The sequence below is a fragment of the Vibrio sp. Evd11 genome (genome assembly GCF_900382755.1).
GTDB lineage: Bacteria > Pseudomonadota > Gammaproteobacteria > Enterobacterales > Vibrionaceae > Vibrio > Vibrio lentus.
In genome coordinates this window covers 78,846-97,131 of the sequence record NZ_OSDX01000004.1, presented here as the reverse complement: position 1 = coordinate 97,131, position 18,286 = coordinate 78,846, and the positions used below count along the sequence as shown (strand labels likewise).

At 44.8% G+C, this 18,286-nt stretch carries 19 protein-coding genes; 11 read left to right on the top strand and 8 right to left on the bottom strand.

The genetic code is table 11. The features are described from left to right. The first annotated feature begins 191 nt into the window (after nt 1–191). Both ED652_RS02680 and ED652_RS02675 read left to right on the top strand, forming a co-directional pair. Complete coding sequence (locus tag ED652_RS02680; protein ID WP_122053423.1) at nt 192–2,195, top strand: tripartite tricarboxylate transporter permease; 2,004 nt, start codon at nt 192–194, stop codon at nt 2,193–2,195. A 16-nt stretch (nt 2,196–2,211) separates the two neighbouring features. Continuing rightward, entirely contained in the window at nt 2,212–3,084 is an 873-nt protein-coding gene (locus ED652_RS02675; RefSeq protein ID WP_122053422.1) for a universal stress protein, read from the top strand. A gap of 217 nt (nt 3,085–3,301) precedes the next feature. Here ED652_RS02675 and ED652_RS02670 read toward each other — a convergent pair whose 3' ends face one another. Beyond that, entirely contained in the window at nt 3,302–3,733 is a 432-nt protein-coding gene (locus tag ED652_RS02670) for a PACE efflux transporter (protein ID WP_102361984.1), read from the bottom strand. Nucleotides 3,734–3,860: 127 nt separating this feature from the next. Between ED652_RS02670 and ED652_RS02665 the strand changes: the two genes are divergently transcribed. Next, nucleotides 3,861–4,742 carry a LysR family transcriptional regulator gene (locus ED652_RS02665; protein ID WP_122053421.1) on the top strand — a complete coding sequence of 294 codons (882 nt, stop codon included), beginning with the start codon at nt 3,861–3,863 and terminating at the stop codon, nt 4,740–4,742. Nucleotides 4,743–4,833: 91 nt separating this feature from the next. Here ED652_RS02665 and arsB read toward each other — a convergent pair whose 3' ends face one another. The 3 genes from arsB to ED652_RS02650 form a co-directional block, all read right to left on the bottom strand. Beyond that, the gene (gene arsB, locus ED652_RS02660) at nt 4,834–5,889 is read right to left on the bottom strand and encodes an ACR3 family arsenite efflux transporter (protein ID WP_122053420.1); all 1,056 of its coding nucleotides are present in this window, start codon (nt 5,887–5,889) and stop codon (nt 4,834–4,836) included. Between the two features lie 102 nt (nt 5,890–5,991). Beyond that, a complete protein-coding gene (locus tag ED652_RS02655; protein WP_016794841.1) occupies nt 5,992–6,333 on the bottom strand; it encodes a helix-turn-helix transcriptional regulator in 342 nt (113 codons plus the stop codon). Between the two features lie 134 nt (nt 6,334–6,467). Further along, entirely contained in the window at nt 6,468–6,992 is a 525-nt protein-coding gene (locus ED652_RS02650) for an HPP family protein (protein WP_122053419.1), read from the bottom strand. Nucleotides 6,993–7,132: 140 nt separating this feature from the next. On the opposite strand from ED652_RS02650, the gene ED652_RS02645 reads away from it, so the two are divergent. The 4 genes from ED652_RS02645 to ED652_RS02630 all read left to right on the top strand — a co-directional run bounded on the left by ED652_RS02645 (nt 7,133) and on the right by ED652_RS02630 (nt 10,654). Then, a complete protein-coding gene (locus ED652_RS02645; protein WP_102339995.1) occupies nt 7,133–7,705 on the top strand; it encodes a TetR/AcrR family transcriptional regulator in 573 nt (190 codons plus the stop codon). Between the two features lie 78 nt (nt 7,706–7,783). Then, nucleotides 7,784–8,581, top strand: a complete 798-nt coding sequence (locus ED652_RS02640) for a Cof-type HAD-IIB family hydrolase (protein ID WP_122053418.1) — start codon at nt 7,784–7,786, stop codon at nt 8,579–8,581. A 197-nt stretch (nt 8,582–8,778) separates the two neighbouring features. After that, nucleotides 8,779–9,426: a DsbA family oxidoreductase gene (locus ED652_RS02635; RefSeq protein WP_122053417.1), complete on the top strand. Its 648-nt coding sequence runs from the start codon at nt 8,779–8,781 to the stop codon at nt 9,424–9,426. A 34-nt stretch (nt 9,427–9,460) separates the two neighbouring features. Further along, nucleotides 9,461–10,654, top strand: a complete 1,194-nt coding sequence (locus ED652_RS02630; protein ID WP_122053416.1) for a winged helix-turn-helix domain-containing protein — start codon at nt 9,461–9,463, stop codon at nt 10,652–10,654. Between the two features lie 65 nt (nt 10,655–10,719). Here ED652_RS02630 and ED652_RS02625 read toward each other — a convergent pair whose 3' ends face one another. Further along, a complete protein-coding gene (locus tag ED652_RS02625; protein WP_122053415.1) occupies nt 10,720–11,658 on the bottom strand; it encodes a LysR substrate-binding domain-containing protein in 939 nt (312 codons plus the stop codon). Nucleotides 11,659–11,764: 106 nt separating this feature from the next. Between ED652_RS02625 and ED652_RS02620 the strand changes: the two genes are divergently transcribed. From ED652_RS02620 to ED652_RS02610, 3 genes are all read left to right on the top strand, one after another. Further along, complete coding sequence (locus tag ED652_RS02620; protein ID WP_122053414.1) at nt 11,765–12,088, top strand: putative quinol monooxygenase; 324 nt, start codon at nt 11,765–11,767, stop codon at nt 12,086–12,088. A 3-nt stretch (nt 12,089–12,091) separates the two neighbouring features. Further along, nucleotides 12,092–13,066, top strand: a complete 975-nt coding sequence (locus ED652_RS02615; protein ID WP_122053413.1) for a Gfo/Idh/MocA family protein — start codon at nt 12,092–12,094, stop codon at nt 13,064–13,066. Nucleotides 13,067–13,264: 198 nt separating this feature from the next. Further along, nucleotides 13,265–13,603 carry a Fis family transcriptional regulator gene (locus ED652_RS02610; protein WP_122053412.1) on the top strand — a complete coding sequence of 113 codons (339 nt, stop codon included), beginning with the start codon at nt 13,265–13,267 and terminating at the stop codon, nt 13,601–13,603. A gap of 86 nt (nt 13,604–13,689) precedes the next feature. Here ED652_RS02610 and ED652_RS02605 read toward each other — a convergent pair whose 3' ends face one another. Further along, nucleotides 13,690–14,589 carry a GyrI-like domain-containing protein gene (locus ED652_RS02605; protein WP_122053411.1) on the bottom strand — a complete coding sequence of 300 codons (900 nt, stop codon included), beginning with the start codon at nt 14,587–14,589 and terminating at the stop codon, nt 13,690–13,692. A 499-nt stretch (nt 14,590–15,088) separates the two neighbouring features. Between ED652_RS02605 and ED652_RS02600 the strand changes: the two genes are divergently transcribed. Beyond that, nucleotides 15,089–17,320 carry a hypothetical protein gene (locus tag ED652_RS02600; protein WP_122053410.1) on the top strand — a complete coding sequence of 744 codons (2,232 nt, stop codon included), beginning with the start codon at nt 15,089–15,091 and terminating at the stop codon, nt 17,318–17,320. A gap of 61 nt (nt 17,321–17,381) precedes the next feature. Here ED652_RS02600 and ED652_RS02595 read toward each other — a convergent pair whose 3' ends face one another. Together ED652_RS02595 and ED652_RS02590 are read right to left on the bottom strand one after the other, a co-directional pair. Further along, entirely contained in the window at nt 17,382–17,843 is a 462-nt protein-coding gene (locus tag ED652_RS02595) for a hypothetical protein (protein WP_065104417.1), read from the bottom strand. 168 nt (nt 17,844–18,011) lie between these two features. After that, a complete protein-coding gene (locus ED652_RS02590) occupies nt 18,012–18,254 on the bottom strand; it encodes a hypothetical protein (protein WP_017089480.1) in 243 nt (80 codons plus the stop codon). Nucleotides 18,255–18,286: the final 32 nt, after the last annotated feature.

Here is an 18,286-nt window from a genome sequence, read left to right as displayed (position 1 = left end):
CCTTTTCATCTCACTTTCTCTGTCGCAACGTAGCTAACGAGTTATTCGATTAAATTGTTAACTCAGTGAGTGCTTCACTCCCATTGTATCGCCGCTGTACGGGTAACACCGTAGGGCTTTGTGCATCAAGGGCTCAGGAAAGCGGTGGTCACGAAAGCGAAAGTGAGTCTCATGATAGAAAGGATTCAACGATGTTTAACGAACTCTTTGCTGCACTGGAAACCATATTAAGCGTTCAGCACATCACCTTTATGTTAGGTGGTGTATTGCTGGGTCTCGCGATTGGTATCTTTCCGGGGCTTGGCGGTATTGCAGGCTTATCATTACTGCTACCGTTCCTGTATGGCATGGACCCAATTTCAGCCTTGGCGATGCTTATCGGCTTGGTTGCGGTTATCCCAACTTCCGACACATTCACTTCCGTATTAATGGGGATCCCGGGCTCAAGTGGCTCACAAGCAACCGTGCTTGATGGCTTCCCAATGGCGAAGAAAGGCGAGGCGGCTCGTGCGCTTTCTGCCGCGTTTACTTCATCGCTTTTCGGTGGTTTGTTCGGTGCGGTGATACTGACAGGGTTTGTGTTGATCGCTCGACCAGTGATCCTCGCTTTTGGTTCTGGTGAGTTGTTCATGCTGACCTTATTAGGTTTGAGCATGGTCGGTGCGTTGGCAGGTAAGAGCTTAGTAAAAGGTTTGTCGGCGTGTGGAATGGGTGTATTGCTTGGTAGTGTCGGTAGTGCCCCTGCAACTGGCGAATATCGAATGACCTTTGACAACTTCTACCTAATGGATGGCATTCCTCTGGTAGTCGTTGGTTTAGGTATTTTTGCGCTTCCTGAGATTATCGATCTGCTTCGTCAAAATAAGCCAATCGCCAATGCTAGTAAACTTGGCAAGGGTTGGTCTGCGGGCGTTCGTGACTTCTTGGAAAACAAATGGCTCGCAGTGCGTTGTAGTGTAATCGGCTGTATTGTTGGTGCACTTCCCGGCCTTGGTGGCAGTGTAGTGGACTGGATCGCTTATGGTCATGCGGTGCAAACGACTAAGAAAGCTCCTGAATTCGGTAAAGGTGATGTGCGTGGTGTTATCGCACCTGAATCGTCGAACAATGCGAAAGAGGGTGGTGGCTTAGTACCTACTTTGCTATTTGGTATTCCGGGTTCGGGCAGCATGGCAGTATTCCTTGGCGGCATGGTGTTGGTGGGTTTAGAACCGGGTCCTGCAATGGTGAGTACTGACCTCGATATTACTTACACTATCGTGTGGTCTTTGGCATTAGCTAACGTGTTTGGTGCTGGCGCTTGTATGCTGATTTCACCTTGGGTGGCTAGGCTGACGACGGTTCGTTATACCTTGCTTGCTCCTTTCATGGTGATGGTGATTTGCTTTGCTGCCTTCCAAGCAACACGCGACCTTGGCGACTTAGTGACCCTATTAAGTATCGGTACGCTGGGTGTGCTGATGAAGCGTTTCGACTGGCCTCGACCTGCATTCTTGATTGGTTTTGTATTGGCCAACGGCATGGAAACTTACCTATACCAAGCGGTTCAGTTTGATGGTGCTGCATTCTTATTACGCCCAGGTGTGATGATTATTGGTGCGCTGACTGTCTTTTCTCTGTTCTTCATGTGGCGTCAAAGCGCGAAGAAAAACAAGCAAAGCGAAGCACAAGACGCTTCGATTGAAACTGCTCAATCTTCAGTAAGAATCAGTAACCGCAAGCCTCAGGTTATCTTCGCTGCCTTGGTCAACATCGCGTTTATGTACGGCATTTACGATGGTTACCAACAGAGCTTCTTAGGTGGTGTGTTCACCATCATCATCGCCAGCATTATGTGGGTGTTGTCTGCGGTGGTGCTATTCCAACTGCTGACTAAGCCAGAAGGCGATGCTGTCTATTTTGATAACGAGTATGAGCAAGGTTACGCCTTTGATACCAACAGCATCAGCATGATGCATTACCTGTACTGGCTCGGTGCGTTGATCCTTGGTTGTTACTTCGTCGGCTACGTGATTTCTATCAGTGTGTTCTTCTGCCTGTTCCTGATGAGCAAAGCAGGACTGAGCTTGATACGTTCCGCATCGGTAACGGTTGCCGCGACAGGGTTCTTACTGGGTCTAACTCATCTCATGGTTTTGGATTTACCGATTGGCTTGTTGCAAGAGACGGTTGATCTGCCTTGGCCGATTGGATAACGGAAGGAAAGTAATTATGACGATTCGAACTATTATTATGCCCTTCGCTTCTACGGCAAACTCTGCGGAAAGGTTAGAAGGTGCATTGAGCATTGCTCAGTACTTTGGTGCACACTTGGATGTGTTGCATGCTCAAATTAGCTCACAGCAGTTGATGCCAGAAGAGCGCCAATTGCTGCCAAGTAAATGGCTTAGCCGTATAGACCAACTGGTGAATAACTACGTGGCAGAAGACATGAACCAGTCTGAGCTAGAGTTCACTACCTTGTGTGACAAGCTCGAAGTGCCACTGTGTGACAGTGATAACTTGGTGATGAACGATGCCAACAAACACGTGAGTGCACAATGGCATAACCTGACGGGCTATCGAGCGGATGTGGTGTCTGAACGCGGTAAGGTGTCTGATCTCATCATCATACCTAAACCACTGAATGGCAAAAGTAGCGTCAGTTTTGATGTGGCAATTGAACATGGCAGTCGCCCAATCTTATTGATGCCCCGTGAACAGAAAACCTTTAATCCAGAGTGCATCATGATTGCTTGGAACGGTGATGATCCGGGTGCAAGAGCCGTAAAAGCTGCGATGCCACTGCTGCGAAAAGCGAAGCATATCGTAGTGGTGACGAGTGAGCGCTCACTCAATAAAAAGCCTAACCAACAAGACTTAAAACGCTACTTAGGGCTGCATAACATCGAGGTGGAGTGTATCTCGTTCAAAGAGGGCAGAATTAAAACGCCTCAAGCGATCCTTGCTCACGCTGAACAATTTCATGCGGACTTGATTGTGGCTGGCGCATTGGCTCATAAGAAGATGCATCAACAGATGCTGGGTGGCGTAACCAGAAGGCTCCTTAGTAAAACTAACGTGCCCTTGTTCATGGTGAGCTAATAGATCGGTGAGTGATTTGTTCCCACGCGTCACTCACTGATTCATTGAAGTTGAATTGCTGTCATGTCAGGCGCATGACAGCTTAGATTGTTAGAGTAAACTCATGGGCTAGCTGATATGTGACCCGTCCGTCTATGTTTATGTGGTCATCGTATTTTTTCTCCTTTTACGATGACCTATTACCAGTTAGCCCTTTTTTATTTCAATGGATGCAGCTCTAAACTAGAGCTGCAACCTTTCCTCTCGCAACCAACTGAGCTCGGATCGAGTCATACACCCAGTTGAACGCAATCGCGTAAAGTACGAAGAAGATAACAATTCCGATATCCATTACTAATACAGTCCAGAAATCGAGTTGAAGTACCCACATCAGTAGCGGGAACGTCACCAACATCAAACCCAGTTCGAAACCTAAGCCGTGCAGAATACGTGTTTTCTTGGTTCGTTTGCTGCGGTCAGCGCCGTAAATCTTGTCGTAACCGTAGTTGTAGACGTAGTTCCACGTCATCGCTATCAGCGACAAAGACAGTGCCAAGCCTGCCATTTTTACTGCTCCGCCACCGACAATGTAAGTTGCCGCCACGGCCATCAAAATCAAAGCTGCTAATTCAAATAGCACCATGTGTAACATGCGTTCTTTATGTGACATCTTTTTACTCTCTTTACGTTTTCTAGCCTCCATGGGCTAATGACTTGTCTAGATAATATCTATTTAAGTGATAATATAAAGATAGTTAGCATCACATATGGTGATAGTAAGTATTGGGAGAAACTGAATGTACAACATAGAACAGTTGAAGATGTTTGTGTATGCCGTTGAATTAGGGTCATTTTCTGCCAGTGCTCGTGAGTTGGGCAAGGTGCAGTCGGCGGTGAGCCAAGGCATCAGTAATCTTGAAATAGATTTTAATGTTCAACTTTTTGACCGTTCGACACGCAAGCCAACGCTGACGGCACAAGGCCATCAGATTTTCAAGCAGGTCAAAGCGATTATTCTGCAGGTGGAAGATCTGAACTCATCAGTTAACGCCATCAATAATCAAGAGGAAGGGCTACTGCGTATCGCTTTAGACGATGCCTTGTTACTTCCTTCATTGCCTAAGGTGTTGGATAAGTTCAGCCGAACATTCCCAGCGACAGAAATTGAGTTAATGGCAGCGGCGAGTACCGATGTGAATCGCTTGGTGTCACAAGACCGCGCAGATATCGGCCTGATGTTTACTGACCTCGCTTTTCATGCCGATTCAGAGCCGTGCTTTATCGGTAATCTGCCTTTTGTTGCTGTGTGTCATCCAAGCCATGCTTTAGCTGAAGTGTCGGTTGCGAAGTTGCCCGATTTTATTTCTCATCGACAACTTATTCTACGAGGCAACAAAGGAAAGGTGATTGACCATTTCCCCGTGGTAGCGGGCAAGGTGTGGTGGGCGAACAGCTTTGTCACCATCAAGGAGATGATCGTACATAGCTCGGTGGGTTGGGCATACTTGCCGAGTTACTTGGTGGAACATGAGATTCAACAGGGAAAGCTTAACCAGATTAACGTCTCGTTTGACCATAAAACATGGTCGCCTCCTGTCGATTTGCTGGTATCCAAGAAAGCGATGAAAGGGCCAGGTTTGCTGTGGTTGGAAGACAACCTCAAAACCTTACTCGATTGATCTTTTCCAAACCATAGACAAATGAAGGGCTTACCCCGAAAGGTAAGCCCTGAGTTTTTCTAATCTTCTGCTAGATGCTAGATGCTAGATGCTAGATGCTAGATTTAACCGTCAGACCGTTGTAGTACTTGTCTTTCATCTTAAGCGCAACGTTCACTAGGTAAATCAGCACGGGCACTTCAATCAGTGGACCGATAACGCCGGCAAACGCTTGGTCTGAGTTGATACCGAATACAGAGATTGCTACAGCAATAGCCAACTCAAAGTTGTTACCTGTCGCAGTGAAGGCAATAGATGCGTTTTTGTCGTACTCAATGCCCATCTTCTTACCAATGAAGAAGCTGATGAAGAACATCGCAGTGAAGTAGATGGTTAGAGGAACCGCAATCAACAATACGTCCATTGGCAGTTCAACAATCATCTCGCCTTTTAGGCTGAACATCAGCACGATAGTTGCCAGTAGAGCAATCAATGTGATTGGCGAGATGCGTGGAATAAACACATCGTTGTACCATTGCTCGCCTTTCATCGACACTAGGATCTTACGACTTAAGAAACCCGCTAGGAATGGGATACCTAGGTAGATAAGTACACTGTGTGCAATATCGATCATTGAGATATCAACCATCATGCCTTCGTAACCGAATACCGGTGGTAGAACGCTGATGAATAGCCACGCCATAAAGCTATAGCTCACCACTTGGAATGAACTGTTCAAGGCAACCAACGCCGCGCCGTATTCTTTGTTACCGCCGCCGATGTCGTTCCAAACCAGAACCATTGCCACACAACGAGCAAGACCAATCAGAATCACGCCGACCATGTAACCTGGGTGGTCACCTAAGAATGTTAGCGCCAACACAAACATCAGAATTGGGCCGACAAGCCAGTTCATGATCAAAGATAGTTTGATCGCTTTCTTATCTTTTACCACGGTGCCTAGCAGGTTGTAGTTAACCTTAGCCAGAGGTGGGTACATCATTAAGATAAGGCCAATTGCCAGTGGAATGTTGGTTGTGCCAACAGACATTGATTCGTTCCACTGTTCGATTTGTGGGAATAAGGTGCCAAGCAGTACACCAATGCCCATGGCGATGAAGATCCACAGCGTTAAGTAGCGATCGAGAAAACCTAATTTTGGTTTCATTATATTATCTCTTTAGTTGTTATCGTTAATCGTCGAAAAACGATATTTAAAGGCAAAAAATACGCTTAGTTTATTGTGTTCGAAAAACTAAGCGTGGTTAATCTATTTTAAAATGGTGTCGATAAGCGATTCAAATTGCTGAATATTATCTCGGTTAATGCGATAGCACATCTTCGGTGGTATCGATTCGGCAGTGATGAAGCCTGAGGTTTTCAAGATTCTTAGGTGCTCTGATACTGTTGATTGAGCCAAACCTAATTCACTCACCAAGTCACTGTTCAAACAGCCGCCCGATTTTTCTAACGTTGAAAGGATACTCAATATACGAACTCTTGCCGGGTGAGCGAGCGCTTTCGCCAGAGTTGCCATTTGCTTTTCAGCTTCGACATCACCATGTCCGATTGGTAGAGCACAGCCACCAGTTGTAGAGCAAGTTTCGTTCATATTGATGTTTCGCTTTCCATAATCGTTAAAAGACGATTAATAGTAAGCCCATTTTATATAAGGGTCAATGTGATCTTTCAATTTGCTTTTAAATTGGATGTCAAAATCCATATTTATCATTGAAATTCAATGGACTAAGACTTGGATGAACCAAACCAGTATAACGGCCACTTTTGTTGTGAATCGCTGTTATTCAATAGCACACTGATACAAACTAAAGCGATGCTGCCTACTAATACGGGAGTGAATAAGAACGTCCAATCCACATGTGCGGTACCTGCCAAAGCTATCACAATCGGATTAGCGCCAGCGGGTGGGTGAACCGCTCGACAGTATTGCATTAGCATGATGGATGAGCCGACAGCGATTGCCATGGTCAAATAAGAATCCCCAAAGCCATATAAAGCGATTAAGCCCACAGCAGCTGAAATAAAGTGTCCCGCAATGACGTTTCTAGGTTGAGCTAACGGCGATGTAGGCACCGCAAACAGCAGTACGCACGTTGCACCAAATGGAGCCATTAACCACGGGAACCCAGAACTTTCTGCTAATAGGCACAAGGTTAAGATGCCCAGCGTACCGCCAATAAAACCTTTAATAAGCTGGCTAATGCTTGCTTTCGGAGGAAGGGCTCCACCACCAGATAGTTTGCTGATCATAATCGTTTCCTCTTCGTTTTCTGTTTTTTATTGAAAGTGTACAGATCTGTACTGTTTGATTTGGATGATACAGATCTGTACACTTCTTGCAACGAGAAATTGAGCTCTACGATTTCAGAGCGAGTCGAGGTTGATGAACGATGAGTAAAAAAGATCTGATTCTGGATGTAGCAGAATCGTTGTTTAATCAGTTTGGTTATACCGCTGTTGGGGTGGATATGATTAGAGATGAGGCAGCGGTTTCCAAAACATCCATGTATCGTCACTTTGGATCGAAAACCAAGTTGATTGAAGCCGTGTTAGAAAGGCGTCATCAGCGTTTTGAGTCGAGTTTAGAAGCGGCACTATCATCAACTTCTGGATTACAAAACCAACTCGATGCGCTGTTAGATTGGCACCTTGCATGGTTTGAACAACCTGACTTTAAAGGCTGTATGTTCATGCACGCGCTAGCTGAATTTAAAGAGTCTGAAGATGACATTGCGATGCTCTCGCGACAGCACAAAGTTTGGCTCAAAAACAGCATTCGTGATGTGGTAAGAGGTAATGAAGAAGTCGACACTGCAATACTCGAATTACGCAGTGAATCGGTTATGACTTTTATCGAAGGACTTATTGTAAGAAGTGAATTTGGTCAGCTTGATTCAAAGTCAGACTCAAACAGACAAGCCTACCGAAAAGCATTGCATTCACTGGCTACTCTAGCGATATAATCGAACGCAGAACCGTTACACAAGATAACGAAAAATCATAATTTACACTTTAATCTTTACTTATAGGTAAGCCCTGAAATGCCACAACAGAACATCAAATTTATCGCTGCTGATATGGACGGCACTCTGCTTAATGAACATGGAAAGTTAGACCCAGAATTCTTCAATCTTTATGAGCGACTAGAAGCTCAAGACATCATTTTTGCGGCGGCATCGGGTCGTCAGTACTACAGCTTGATGGAAACCTTTGCCCCGCTAAAAGATCGCATGATGTTCGTTGCTGAAAACGGCACATTAGTGATGCACAAAGGCCAAGAGCTCTACAGCTGCTTACTTGATACTGATGCCATCAAAGACATCATCAAAGAAGCGCGTGCCATTGAAGGTGCACATGTGGTGCTTTGTGGTAAGAAATCAGCGTACATCGAAACCAAAGATGAGCGTGCTCTGGCGGAGATCTCTAAGTACTACCATCGCCGAGAGCAAGTAGAAGACTTACTGGCGGTAGAAGACGATTTCATCAAGGTGGCTATCTGTCACTTCGACGGTTCACAAGAGAAAGTGAACCCAACTATTGATGCCAAATTCGGTGAGAACTACCAAGTGGTTGTGAGTGCGAAAATTTGGTTGGATGTGATGAACGCTGAAGCGTCAAAAGGTGCGGCGATTAAGCACCTACAAAACACATTAGGCTTCACTTACGAGCAGACCATGAGCTTTGGTGATTACCTAAATGACTTGGAAATGCTTAAAGAGAGCTACCACTCTTACGCGATGGAAAACGCGCATCCAAAGTTAAAAGAGATCGCACGTTTTAGCGCGCCAAGTAACGTCGATGCCGGTGTATTCCAAGTGCTTGAGAAGTTGCTAGCGTAACGCTCTTAAGCTCGATTCGATTTTTATCAAAGCCAACTCGTGAGCATGAGTTGGCTTTTTTGTTGGCAGCTAGTGTGTTTAGCTAGTTTGAACGATTGTTCAATGTGGTGTAACTTGTAGTTAATCAGTAGTCTTAGTGATAAAGATGGGTATTCACTTGTATTGAGTACGCCTTATCAACCACATTTGGAATGACGATGAGCAAGAAACTTCAACTTGATATTATTTCTGACGTAATGTGCCCTTGGTGCGTGGTCGGCTACAAAAACTTAGAGCAAGCCATTACGGAACTTGGCTTAGTGGAGCAGATTGAACTTGAATGGCAGCCGTTTGAGTTGAATCCAGACATGCCGCAAGAAGGTGAAAACCTGCGTGATCACATCATGAGAAAATACGGCTCTAGCGCAGAAGAGAGTCAAAGTTCCCGTGAGCAACTGGCTGCTCGTGGCCAAGCCGTCGGGTTCGATTTCAATTTCTATGACAGCATGAGAATGGTCAATTCACGTCACCTGCATGTGCTGCTCGATTTCGCGTTGGCGCATGGCAAACAGACTGAGTTAAAGCTACGCTTCTTTACTGCTCATTTTTCAGAGCAGAAAGATCTGTCTGATCTTGAGGTTATCGCGCAAGAACTTGAAGCCGTTGAGCTAGATTCGACGAAGGCATTGAAACGTCTAAAGAACACCGACAACTTAAAGCAAATTGAAGCACAAGAGTTTGAATGGCAACGCATGGGAATCTCAGCGGTACCTACCGTGGTATTCAACCGCAAGAGTGCAGTCACTGGTGCGCAGACGGTAGAAACGTATAAGCAAATCCTTCAAGAGCTTATTGCTGAATCATAAGCCGATCATTGGTATCAATTAGAGTCTGAATTTCATGGAATCACTTTCACTCGCTCAAGCGAAAAAAATTGTACTACTTTCGCAAAAGTTACCGCCTAAAAAGCAACGTAATGGCGGCGCCTTGTCGAATACGCTGTCTGCGATTGAAAACCTTGGCTATGTGCAAATTGATACTATTTCGGTGATTCAGCGAGCTCACCATCATACGCTGTGGAATCGTAATCAAGACTACCAACTGAATCATCTTGATAAGTTGTTAGATCGTCGAGAAGTGTTTGAGTATTGGTCGCACGCCGCCGCGTATTTACCCATGCGTGACTACCGTTTCAGCTTGCATCGAAAGAACGGGTTTGCGAGCGGTAAGCTTAAGCATTGGTATAAAAAGGATGATGCACTGATGGCGCATGTTCTCAAACGCATTGAGAGCGAAGGGCCATTAATGGCGACAGACTTTGAAGGAGATAGGCCAACCCCCGGTGGATGGGGTGGAAAACCTGCCAAACAGGCACTAGAAACCTTGTTCATGCAAGGTGACTTAATGGTGCCGAGCCGAGTGAACTTCCATAAGGTGTATGACCTAACCGAACGAGTTTTGCCGAGTGGCATTGATACCTCAGAACCAACGGAACAAGAGTACATCGATCATCTAATTACGCGTTATTTAGAAGCTAATGGTGTGGGAATAGCGTCGGAAATGAGCTATCTACTCAAGAACACAAAACCTCTGATTCAGAAAACACTCCAGCAGATGCTTGAAGATAAGCAGTTGATGAAAGTAGATATTCAAGGCTCGGATTATTATGTCCTTCCAGGTGCGTTTGATCTGTTGAATCAACCCCTTTCTAGAACCAAGTTAAAGATATTGTCTCCGTTTGATAACTTGCTGATTCAACGAAAGCGAATGCAATCACTGTTTAACTTTGATTATCTTCTTGAGTGCTATGTTCCAGAAGCCAAGCGTCAGTTTGGTTATTTTAGCTTACCGATTCTCTGGCAAGGTGAGCTGGTGGCACGAATGGATTGCAAGGTCGACAGGAAGAGTGGTTTGCTCAATATCCGTAACTTGGTTGTGGAAGAGCGAATTAAAAACCATGAGTCGCTGGTTCATGCTTTATGCGATGAGCTAAAACACTTCATGGTGTTCAACCAATGTGATGAGATGATCGTCCATAACACCACGCCTTCTGATCTTGGCAAGTGCTTGATGAGCCATTGGCAAACAGTCTAGCGGTTTTGTTTTTAAAAAAACTCTTCGTTACTTAGAAGCCTCTTTGCTAATTCGTCAGCGCTTAGTTACTCAGAAAGAGTGGCTAACAAGAATTCGACAAAGGTTCGGTTCTTCAACGACAGTTGCTTGGTTTTGTAGAGCAAGTGAATCGGCTTAGGGAAAGGTGCCATGCCGGGTAAGATCTCCAATAGCATTCCGCGCTCAATTTCTTCGGCAACTAAGATAGTCGGCTGTAACAATACGCCTACGCCTTGAAGGGCAGCATATCGCAACACATCCCCATTGTTCGACATCAAACGTACTTGCCCTTTATTTACCGCGCTATGCGTTGCTTGGTGGTTCTGAGGGGCTAGGAGTTGCGACTCACTGTTTTGATTATTACGTAGTTGAGTATCACGACCATTCACATCACGACGACTGCTATAGCTGAATCCAAGCGATGGGTGTTGTGCGAGATCTTCCAACACGCAGATCTCAGCATGTTGGTTAAGGTACTCAGGAGCCGCGCAGTAACACATCTCATAATCCCCTAAGTATCTGGCGACTAAACTGGAGTCAGATAGGTCACCGATTCGCACGATCAAATCAATATCGGATGAATAAGGATCGACAAGGTCGTTGTTCAGCACGAGTTCGACATTAATCGTTGGGTGATGCGCGAGGAACTTAGCCACGATCGGGGCAAGCACCTTGTTTCCATAGGTGACTGGGCAGTTTATTTTTACCGTGCCTTGAGGTTGGTTTTCTAAAGTTTGAATCAGGTTTTCAGCATTGCTGATGTCTTCAAGAATTCGCTTACATTCTCGATAATAAAGTTGACCTGAATCGGTTAAAGACTGCTTACGCGTGGTGCGATGAATCAGTAGAGAGTTGAGGCTCGATTCAAGATGATGGACATGTTTACTGATCATGGTCGCCGACAAGTTGAAGTGGTTTGCGGCGCTGCGAAAGCTGCCTTGCTCGACCACGTAAACGAAGACCTTCATGCTGGTTAACTTATCCATTGAACACTCTTGGTTGATAAACAATAAACAAAAGGTGAGTTTATCAATTATTAGGGGTTAATTATATTAATGGTAAACCGATAATTAACTAAAATAAGAGCGTGAAATGCCTCAAACGAATGAAACCATCTTTGTTACTACAGAACTTAAGATTAAAACCAACATTGATCTTGAGGCTGCGATTGAAGCCATCGAACAGTTTTGCCTAGATATGCAGAGTGAGCCGGGCTGCTTACAAGCGATTGCAACCTATGATCAAAACCAAAGCGATCGTGTGATCTTGCTAGAGCAATACGTTAACCGTGAAGCGATCAATCAGCACTTTGGAATGCCTCATACTCAAGCGTTTATTGAGCGTGATATAACGGAATTAGTACAAGCATTTGAAACGCAACGTGGACCTATCAAAACACAAGACCAGGAGATCTAAGTCATGAAATGGGGAATCCTAGGAACTAGCTTTATCTCAGGCGTAATGGCGGATGCGATTAAAGGCGATGCACAAAGCGAGCTGTATGCCGTCGCAGGGCGCACAGAGAAAACACTGAACGAGTTTGCAGCCCAATACCAACCAACACGAACCTTCAACAACTATGAAGCCCTGATTGAAGACGAGTCAGTCGACATTATCTACATCGCTCTACCAAATCACGTTCACCACGAATACGTGATTAAAGCGGCTCAAAAAGGCAAAGCGATCCTGTGTGAAAAATCGTTATCGGTTGATATGGAAAAAACCGAGCAAGCTCTACAAGCGGTGAAAGCATCTGGCGTGTTCTTCGCAGAAGGTTTGATGTATCTAAATCACCCGCTTATCGCTAAGCTTCATCAAGAGTTGGCAACTGTTGAGATTGGTGAGGTGCGCTCAATTCAGGGTTCATACGTTGCGGCAATTGACCAGTTCGTGAACCCTGCGAGCAAAGGCGCGTTGTACAACCTAGGTTGTTATCCGATGTCACTGATTCATTCTGTTGCGCAGCAGCAATTTGGTGAGAGCGTGTTCGATGATCTGCAGATCTCAGCAATCGGTCGACGAGGCCAAGATGGCAATATCTGTGAATCATCGGCAATGATGCGCTTCAACGACCACTTCACTGCTCAAATCCATACTGCAGAGGACCACGGCTTAAAGCATGGTTTTACGATTCTAGGTAGTAAAGGCTGTATCACTCTCGACACAAATCCATGGCTACCGACTGCAGAAAACACGTTTACCGTAGAGATCTATGAGACGTCGACACGTGAAGTGAAAGTCGAAGCGCAAGGCGATGGCTTCCATTATCAAGTGCGTAATGTTCGCCAAGCAGTTAAGCGAGGTGACACACAACTTGCAGCGCCCATGGCGACTCATCAAGACTCTCGCGTAATCATGAAGTTACTGACGGATTGGGAACAATCGGCGAGCTAAGATCTTCGTAAATTCTATATTCGCTTCATGTTTGATTGCCTCACCAGTGATCAAGCATGAGACGTTTCCTCTAAATCTTCTAGCCAATTCTCTCCCACAAATACTTTGCATTTGAAACAGCCACAGTGTCCAATGTCGGTTAAGACATATTGACCGAAAAACCTTATTTTTTAAGGTGTTAAATAGGAAGTTTGCTTCATGCGTAAATCAGATAAGAAGATCGAGAATCAAATCAGAGACGTGTTAACGGACGTGTGTGAAGATACGTTGAAAAGCTACGATGGTTTTCTTTGGGTGACTCATACGGTCAATTTCTCTTCATTCCCGCAAAGTTTGAAAATCATCTGCGTATTCGATACCAATCAGGATAGAACGAACTTCTTAGAGGGTGGAGGTCAGCAGGAGGTCTCTGTTGCTACCCAAAAGGCGTTCAGTCAGGTTGGGATTACATTGAAGAATATCGATAAGCACGTCAGTTACGATACACAAGAGAATTGCGACCGTGACCATCAGGGGAAGTGGAACCATAGACTTTAAGAAGCTTTCGTAAGAGTCCTTATTGGTTCGTTAACTAAAGAACGAAAGCCTACGCGAGGTAGGCTTTGTTACTGAATTTTGTTTTGTTATTTAATTGCGGTGCAGAAGCTAACGTCTGAATGCTGAGTTTGTTGATCGTAGCTGTGGTAAAGCTCAAAGCAAGGTCGGTCTTCGGTTTCGATGCCGGACTCTATGACCTTACTCATCAGGTCGTCCCACGCTTTAGCGTATTGGCTTAGCTCGGTGATGGTTTGGCGCATTACTGCATATTGTCCGCCGGGAAAATCTTTCAATTCGATTCCATTTGGTACTTCAGTGTCGTCTGAAACCATCAAGCAGATGTCAGTACGGCATTTATCGTTCGGTGTGATTTCTGGATTGTCATGATAGATAAAGATGCAGCTGTTACCTGCCAATCCTTTCATTTCGGCCCATTGATAAAGACGACCACTTGGTTCTTCATAACCCTGTCCGTAGGGGCCTGTTACTCGTACATACGCTAGTTTTGACGGTTCGAATTGTTGCGTTTTCATTGTCCTACTCCATGTTGTTGGTTCGGAGTCAGTATATGAATTGCTGGCGGTTGCTGCGTTTCCATTCTTGCGCAACGTGTGTCCAATCTTGCTATTTCGCGTCAACTCAGAAAACGCTTGGTAATCTTCACAATCACGAAATGCCGTAGGAGTTACTCCAAAGTGCTGTTTGAATGCTTTGGCCAAGCTTTGTGAGGACGAGAAACCATATTCCAGTGCGATATTCAGGACTGGTTGCTTGGATTTGAAAAGATCATCAGCTGCGGATTCAAGCCTCAGTCGCCTGATGAAATCAGCAAGCGTCTCGCCTTGAACGGCTTTAAAAGTGCGATGAAAATGGTAGGGTGAAAAGTTGGCTAACGCCGCGACTTCGATTAGGTTGAGTGGCTCGTTAAAGTGTTTCTCTAAATAGCGGACAACCGGAATCAGCCGCTTATGATAGTCAACGTACATTGCTTTATTTACCACTCTCTATCGTCATTGTTCCTATATAGCTTCCGAGACTAACCTATCCCAATTGAGTTTCAATAGAGTGGCATTGAAACTGAGATTAGATGCATTAAATCCAATTCCCGCGTTCCGTTTTCCGTCGACCAACAAGATTAACCTCTCCCAAACTGAGTTGCTTTTTTGGCTATAGTGCATTCACTGTTCGTTCGACTTAATTCTCATAATGAGAAAAAGTGAAGCAGAGAATCGTGACACTCGAATACTTGGCTTGTCAGCAAAATTAAGATTATAAGTGTTTAGCTTTCTTTCTAACGTACTGACTTAAATCGGGTGTTCAAAGTCGTTTTTGGATAGCGAGTTAACAAGACACCTTGACGCTTGATCAATGCACATTTCTAACCGATACTTTTTTCGTATTTTGATTCCTAAATTGACACGTAAGTTGGCTGACTTTTCGTCTCGTATTTCGAGTAACGGCTGTATCGATTAGGACAATTTAATAATGAAAACCTACATTTTATGGTTACTAGCTCTCACTCCTTCATACCTAACCGCTAGTTACTCTTTTGCTGCGGGCACTGCGATTGTTTTACCTGGATTACATCAGCAGGCTGTTGATTTAGACAACTCTCCAATGTCTGAACGTGAAATTATTGATTGGGAAATTACCAATAACGACATCGTGTTTGGCTCTTATGCAGACAAATCTGACAATGAACGAATTACTGCGATTGGTTACATGTACAACCAAAAGTTGGAACTCAACTCTGGTTGGCTAGAAGACGATCTTCGTAATAACGCAGCGCTAAATGGCGTTAATTTTGAAGATTTCTTCCTGCACTTCTCTGAAGATACTGTGATTGCTGAAGTCGACAAAACTCACGGTGAAAACACTCTCCTAAATCGCAAGCCCATGATCGTCGGTTATACCGCAAGTGAAGACCATGCGGGCTTTTGGCTCTATCAACAACCGCCTTGGGATGCAGATGTGTTTGAGAATTTCGAACAAGGCGGTGCGCTTTATATGTATCACGCCGAGCAGTTCGATAGGTTGACGCTGAAGTTCTCTCAGTTTGCCTCGGGTGGTCAGTTTTGGCTTGAGTATCCAACTGAAGTTGATGCCCATGGGCAGGTTTCACAATGGTCTGTGTTGGATTTAAAGAAAGACAAAACCCTCAACATGACTAAGAACCAATCTGTGCTATGGAATCTTCCATCTAATTGGGTTAGGGCAACCACATACGATGGTAGCGGCGCCAGCTATGGCAGCGGTCAGTATTTTGGCTCGACTTTTGTGCGCGATGGCGGTCGTTTGTATGTGGTGAGAATCCGTTGGCAAGGTGATAACGCCGATGACAGGCCGCACCTTAAAGATGTGAAGTTGAGAAACAGTTTTCCGGTGGTGAAGGTAACCAATGCACCGGAAGTCACACCAGATGGCAGTGCTATCGGCCAGTGGCGTAAGATCCGCGGTTTTGATGTCTCGGCCGATCATAATAAAGACAATTACTTGTCACAAAGTGAATATAAAAATCGCACCAATAAAAAAGCCACCGCTCGATTTCGTTGGGAGTCTCGTGTGGTGCCATTCGGGCGAATGTGGAGTCAGAACTCTTCATGGGCACTGACTAACGTCGCTAATCCTGACTACTTATCGGCGGTTCACGCTTACTATCAGCAAAGCTGGGCTGAGCAGGGGCTAAATGGCGCTTACAATGATGACACCAACAAGTTGCTTGGCGAAAACCAGTTCTATGTTCATTCGGGCGGTACTGTTCAAGAGCTTGGGTTGATTGCTGGTTCGCCAGAAGCGGATCAGCTCTATAAAACACAATTTGCTCACTTTCTAAAAAGCCTCTCTTCACTCAATAGTGATGCTCTCATTGCTTTGAATATTGGAACGGCCAATTTGTTTGGTCGTAATGGTCAATCTCATCTTGTTGAGGCTGGTTCCTTGTACCTCAGAGAGCATTATTTGTTCCCGTCTACAGGCTTTAGTGGCTATTCAGGTATCTCTAAATCTTGGGATAACTCCGCATTGGCGTATGCCGATCAAAGTGTGATTTTCCAAGCGACGACTCGTTTTGGTAGGGTTCAGTTCTTTGGAAGCAGTGAACAGAACTGGAAACAGGACCAATATTCAGCGTTGGCTATTTACTATCTTAATCATCACGCGCAACACAGCTATTTTAATCAATGGAACAATAGCTATGTCTATGGGAGTGACAACACCACTCAAGACAATTTCTGGAAGAGTGGTGTGCCCAAAAACGTCGCCTATCAACCCAGTTCGTTATTGGCTGTCGATTTAGGTGAGCCTAACGCACGAATACCTGACGGCTTTAATGCCATTCCTTTGATGATGTCGACCAGTACACCAGAGCCTGCGGATTACACTATCGTCGGTGACTCGTCGATGAATGAAGTCGTGCACGCCGATCTACCCAATGGACTGACTCACCTCTCTCCCACACACACCTATTTCTTGTATCAGTCTGCACGTTCAGTCGTGGCTGGTGGCCCTGAGGATATGGTATTGGCAAGAGAGTTTAGCAATGGACGAGTGCTATATCGCACTGATTTCCACGGTAAGAATATGAGCTTTTATGAAACGCCAAAGCTGACGATCACACTGGATGTGCCAATGAAGCCCGTCGATGGAAATGGCAACATCGGTGAGTATGTGACTGAGATTCAAATTGGCGGTTATGAAGGGCTGTTCTTACTCTATTAGAGAGTATTAGAGCTAGGGTGAATACGAATTAGCGTTATTTTGAACTCACGCTAATTCGAACTTAAGTTCGTGAAATCAGCTTGTTGCTTTTACACTGTTTGAACTCTTTGGCGATCCAAGATTGTTCGTTTAAACCGTTGTCGATCAATGCAAATAAATAACCATCGACTTTGCTTGAGGCTGCCGGATATTCTTGAAAAACATGCTTTGGATAACCGGGGTAATCGGTCTCATATTTTTTGTCTAGTTGCTTGCCAAGTTTACGCCATTTGACGAACAACTCGGAAGAGGATGTCTCAACTTGGTATTGACCTAAAATGCGTTGGTGATGAGTTAATGCCACCTTAGCGCAGTGGTTGGTTTGCACTACTTTTTGTATCAACTTAACCTGCGTGTCCGTCATGGTTTTCGCAAGCGCATTTTCTTGTCTGATACGTTCCATTCGCTTATTAAATGTTTCGGCCTGTGAAGGAAGCACAAAAGTAAGTGGTAAAGCCAATGGCAAAAGGTACTTGTAGAACATAACCAGACTCGTTGAAGGGATTTGTGACCATTATGCCGTCTGATGACAATATTATTAATGAATATAAACGCTTAATTGTAAGAATTATTTTTGTCGAGTGGATAAGGGAATGTTTCGGATCGGGTAATCAAGTCTGGAACGCTTGATATCAAGTCTCTAGATACGTGATTACAAATGTTGAATATCAATGGAGTGATAGGGAAAGCCGATCGCTTTTGCCGCGTTCAACAACGCTTGTTGAGTCTTAAACACTCTGGGTTGCATCTTTCTGTCGGACTCGAGAAAACTGTTCACGCCCCATTTGTTACTCTTCACCATTAAGTAATAACCATTGGCTCCTGGTGAAACGACACCAATTGCGGCTTTAAGGTCGCCACGACTAAAGTGGTTTTTGAACTCACGCAATACCATATCAATATCCTTATTCGATGATTAAAAAAGGG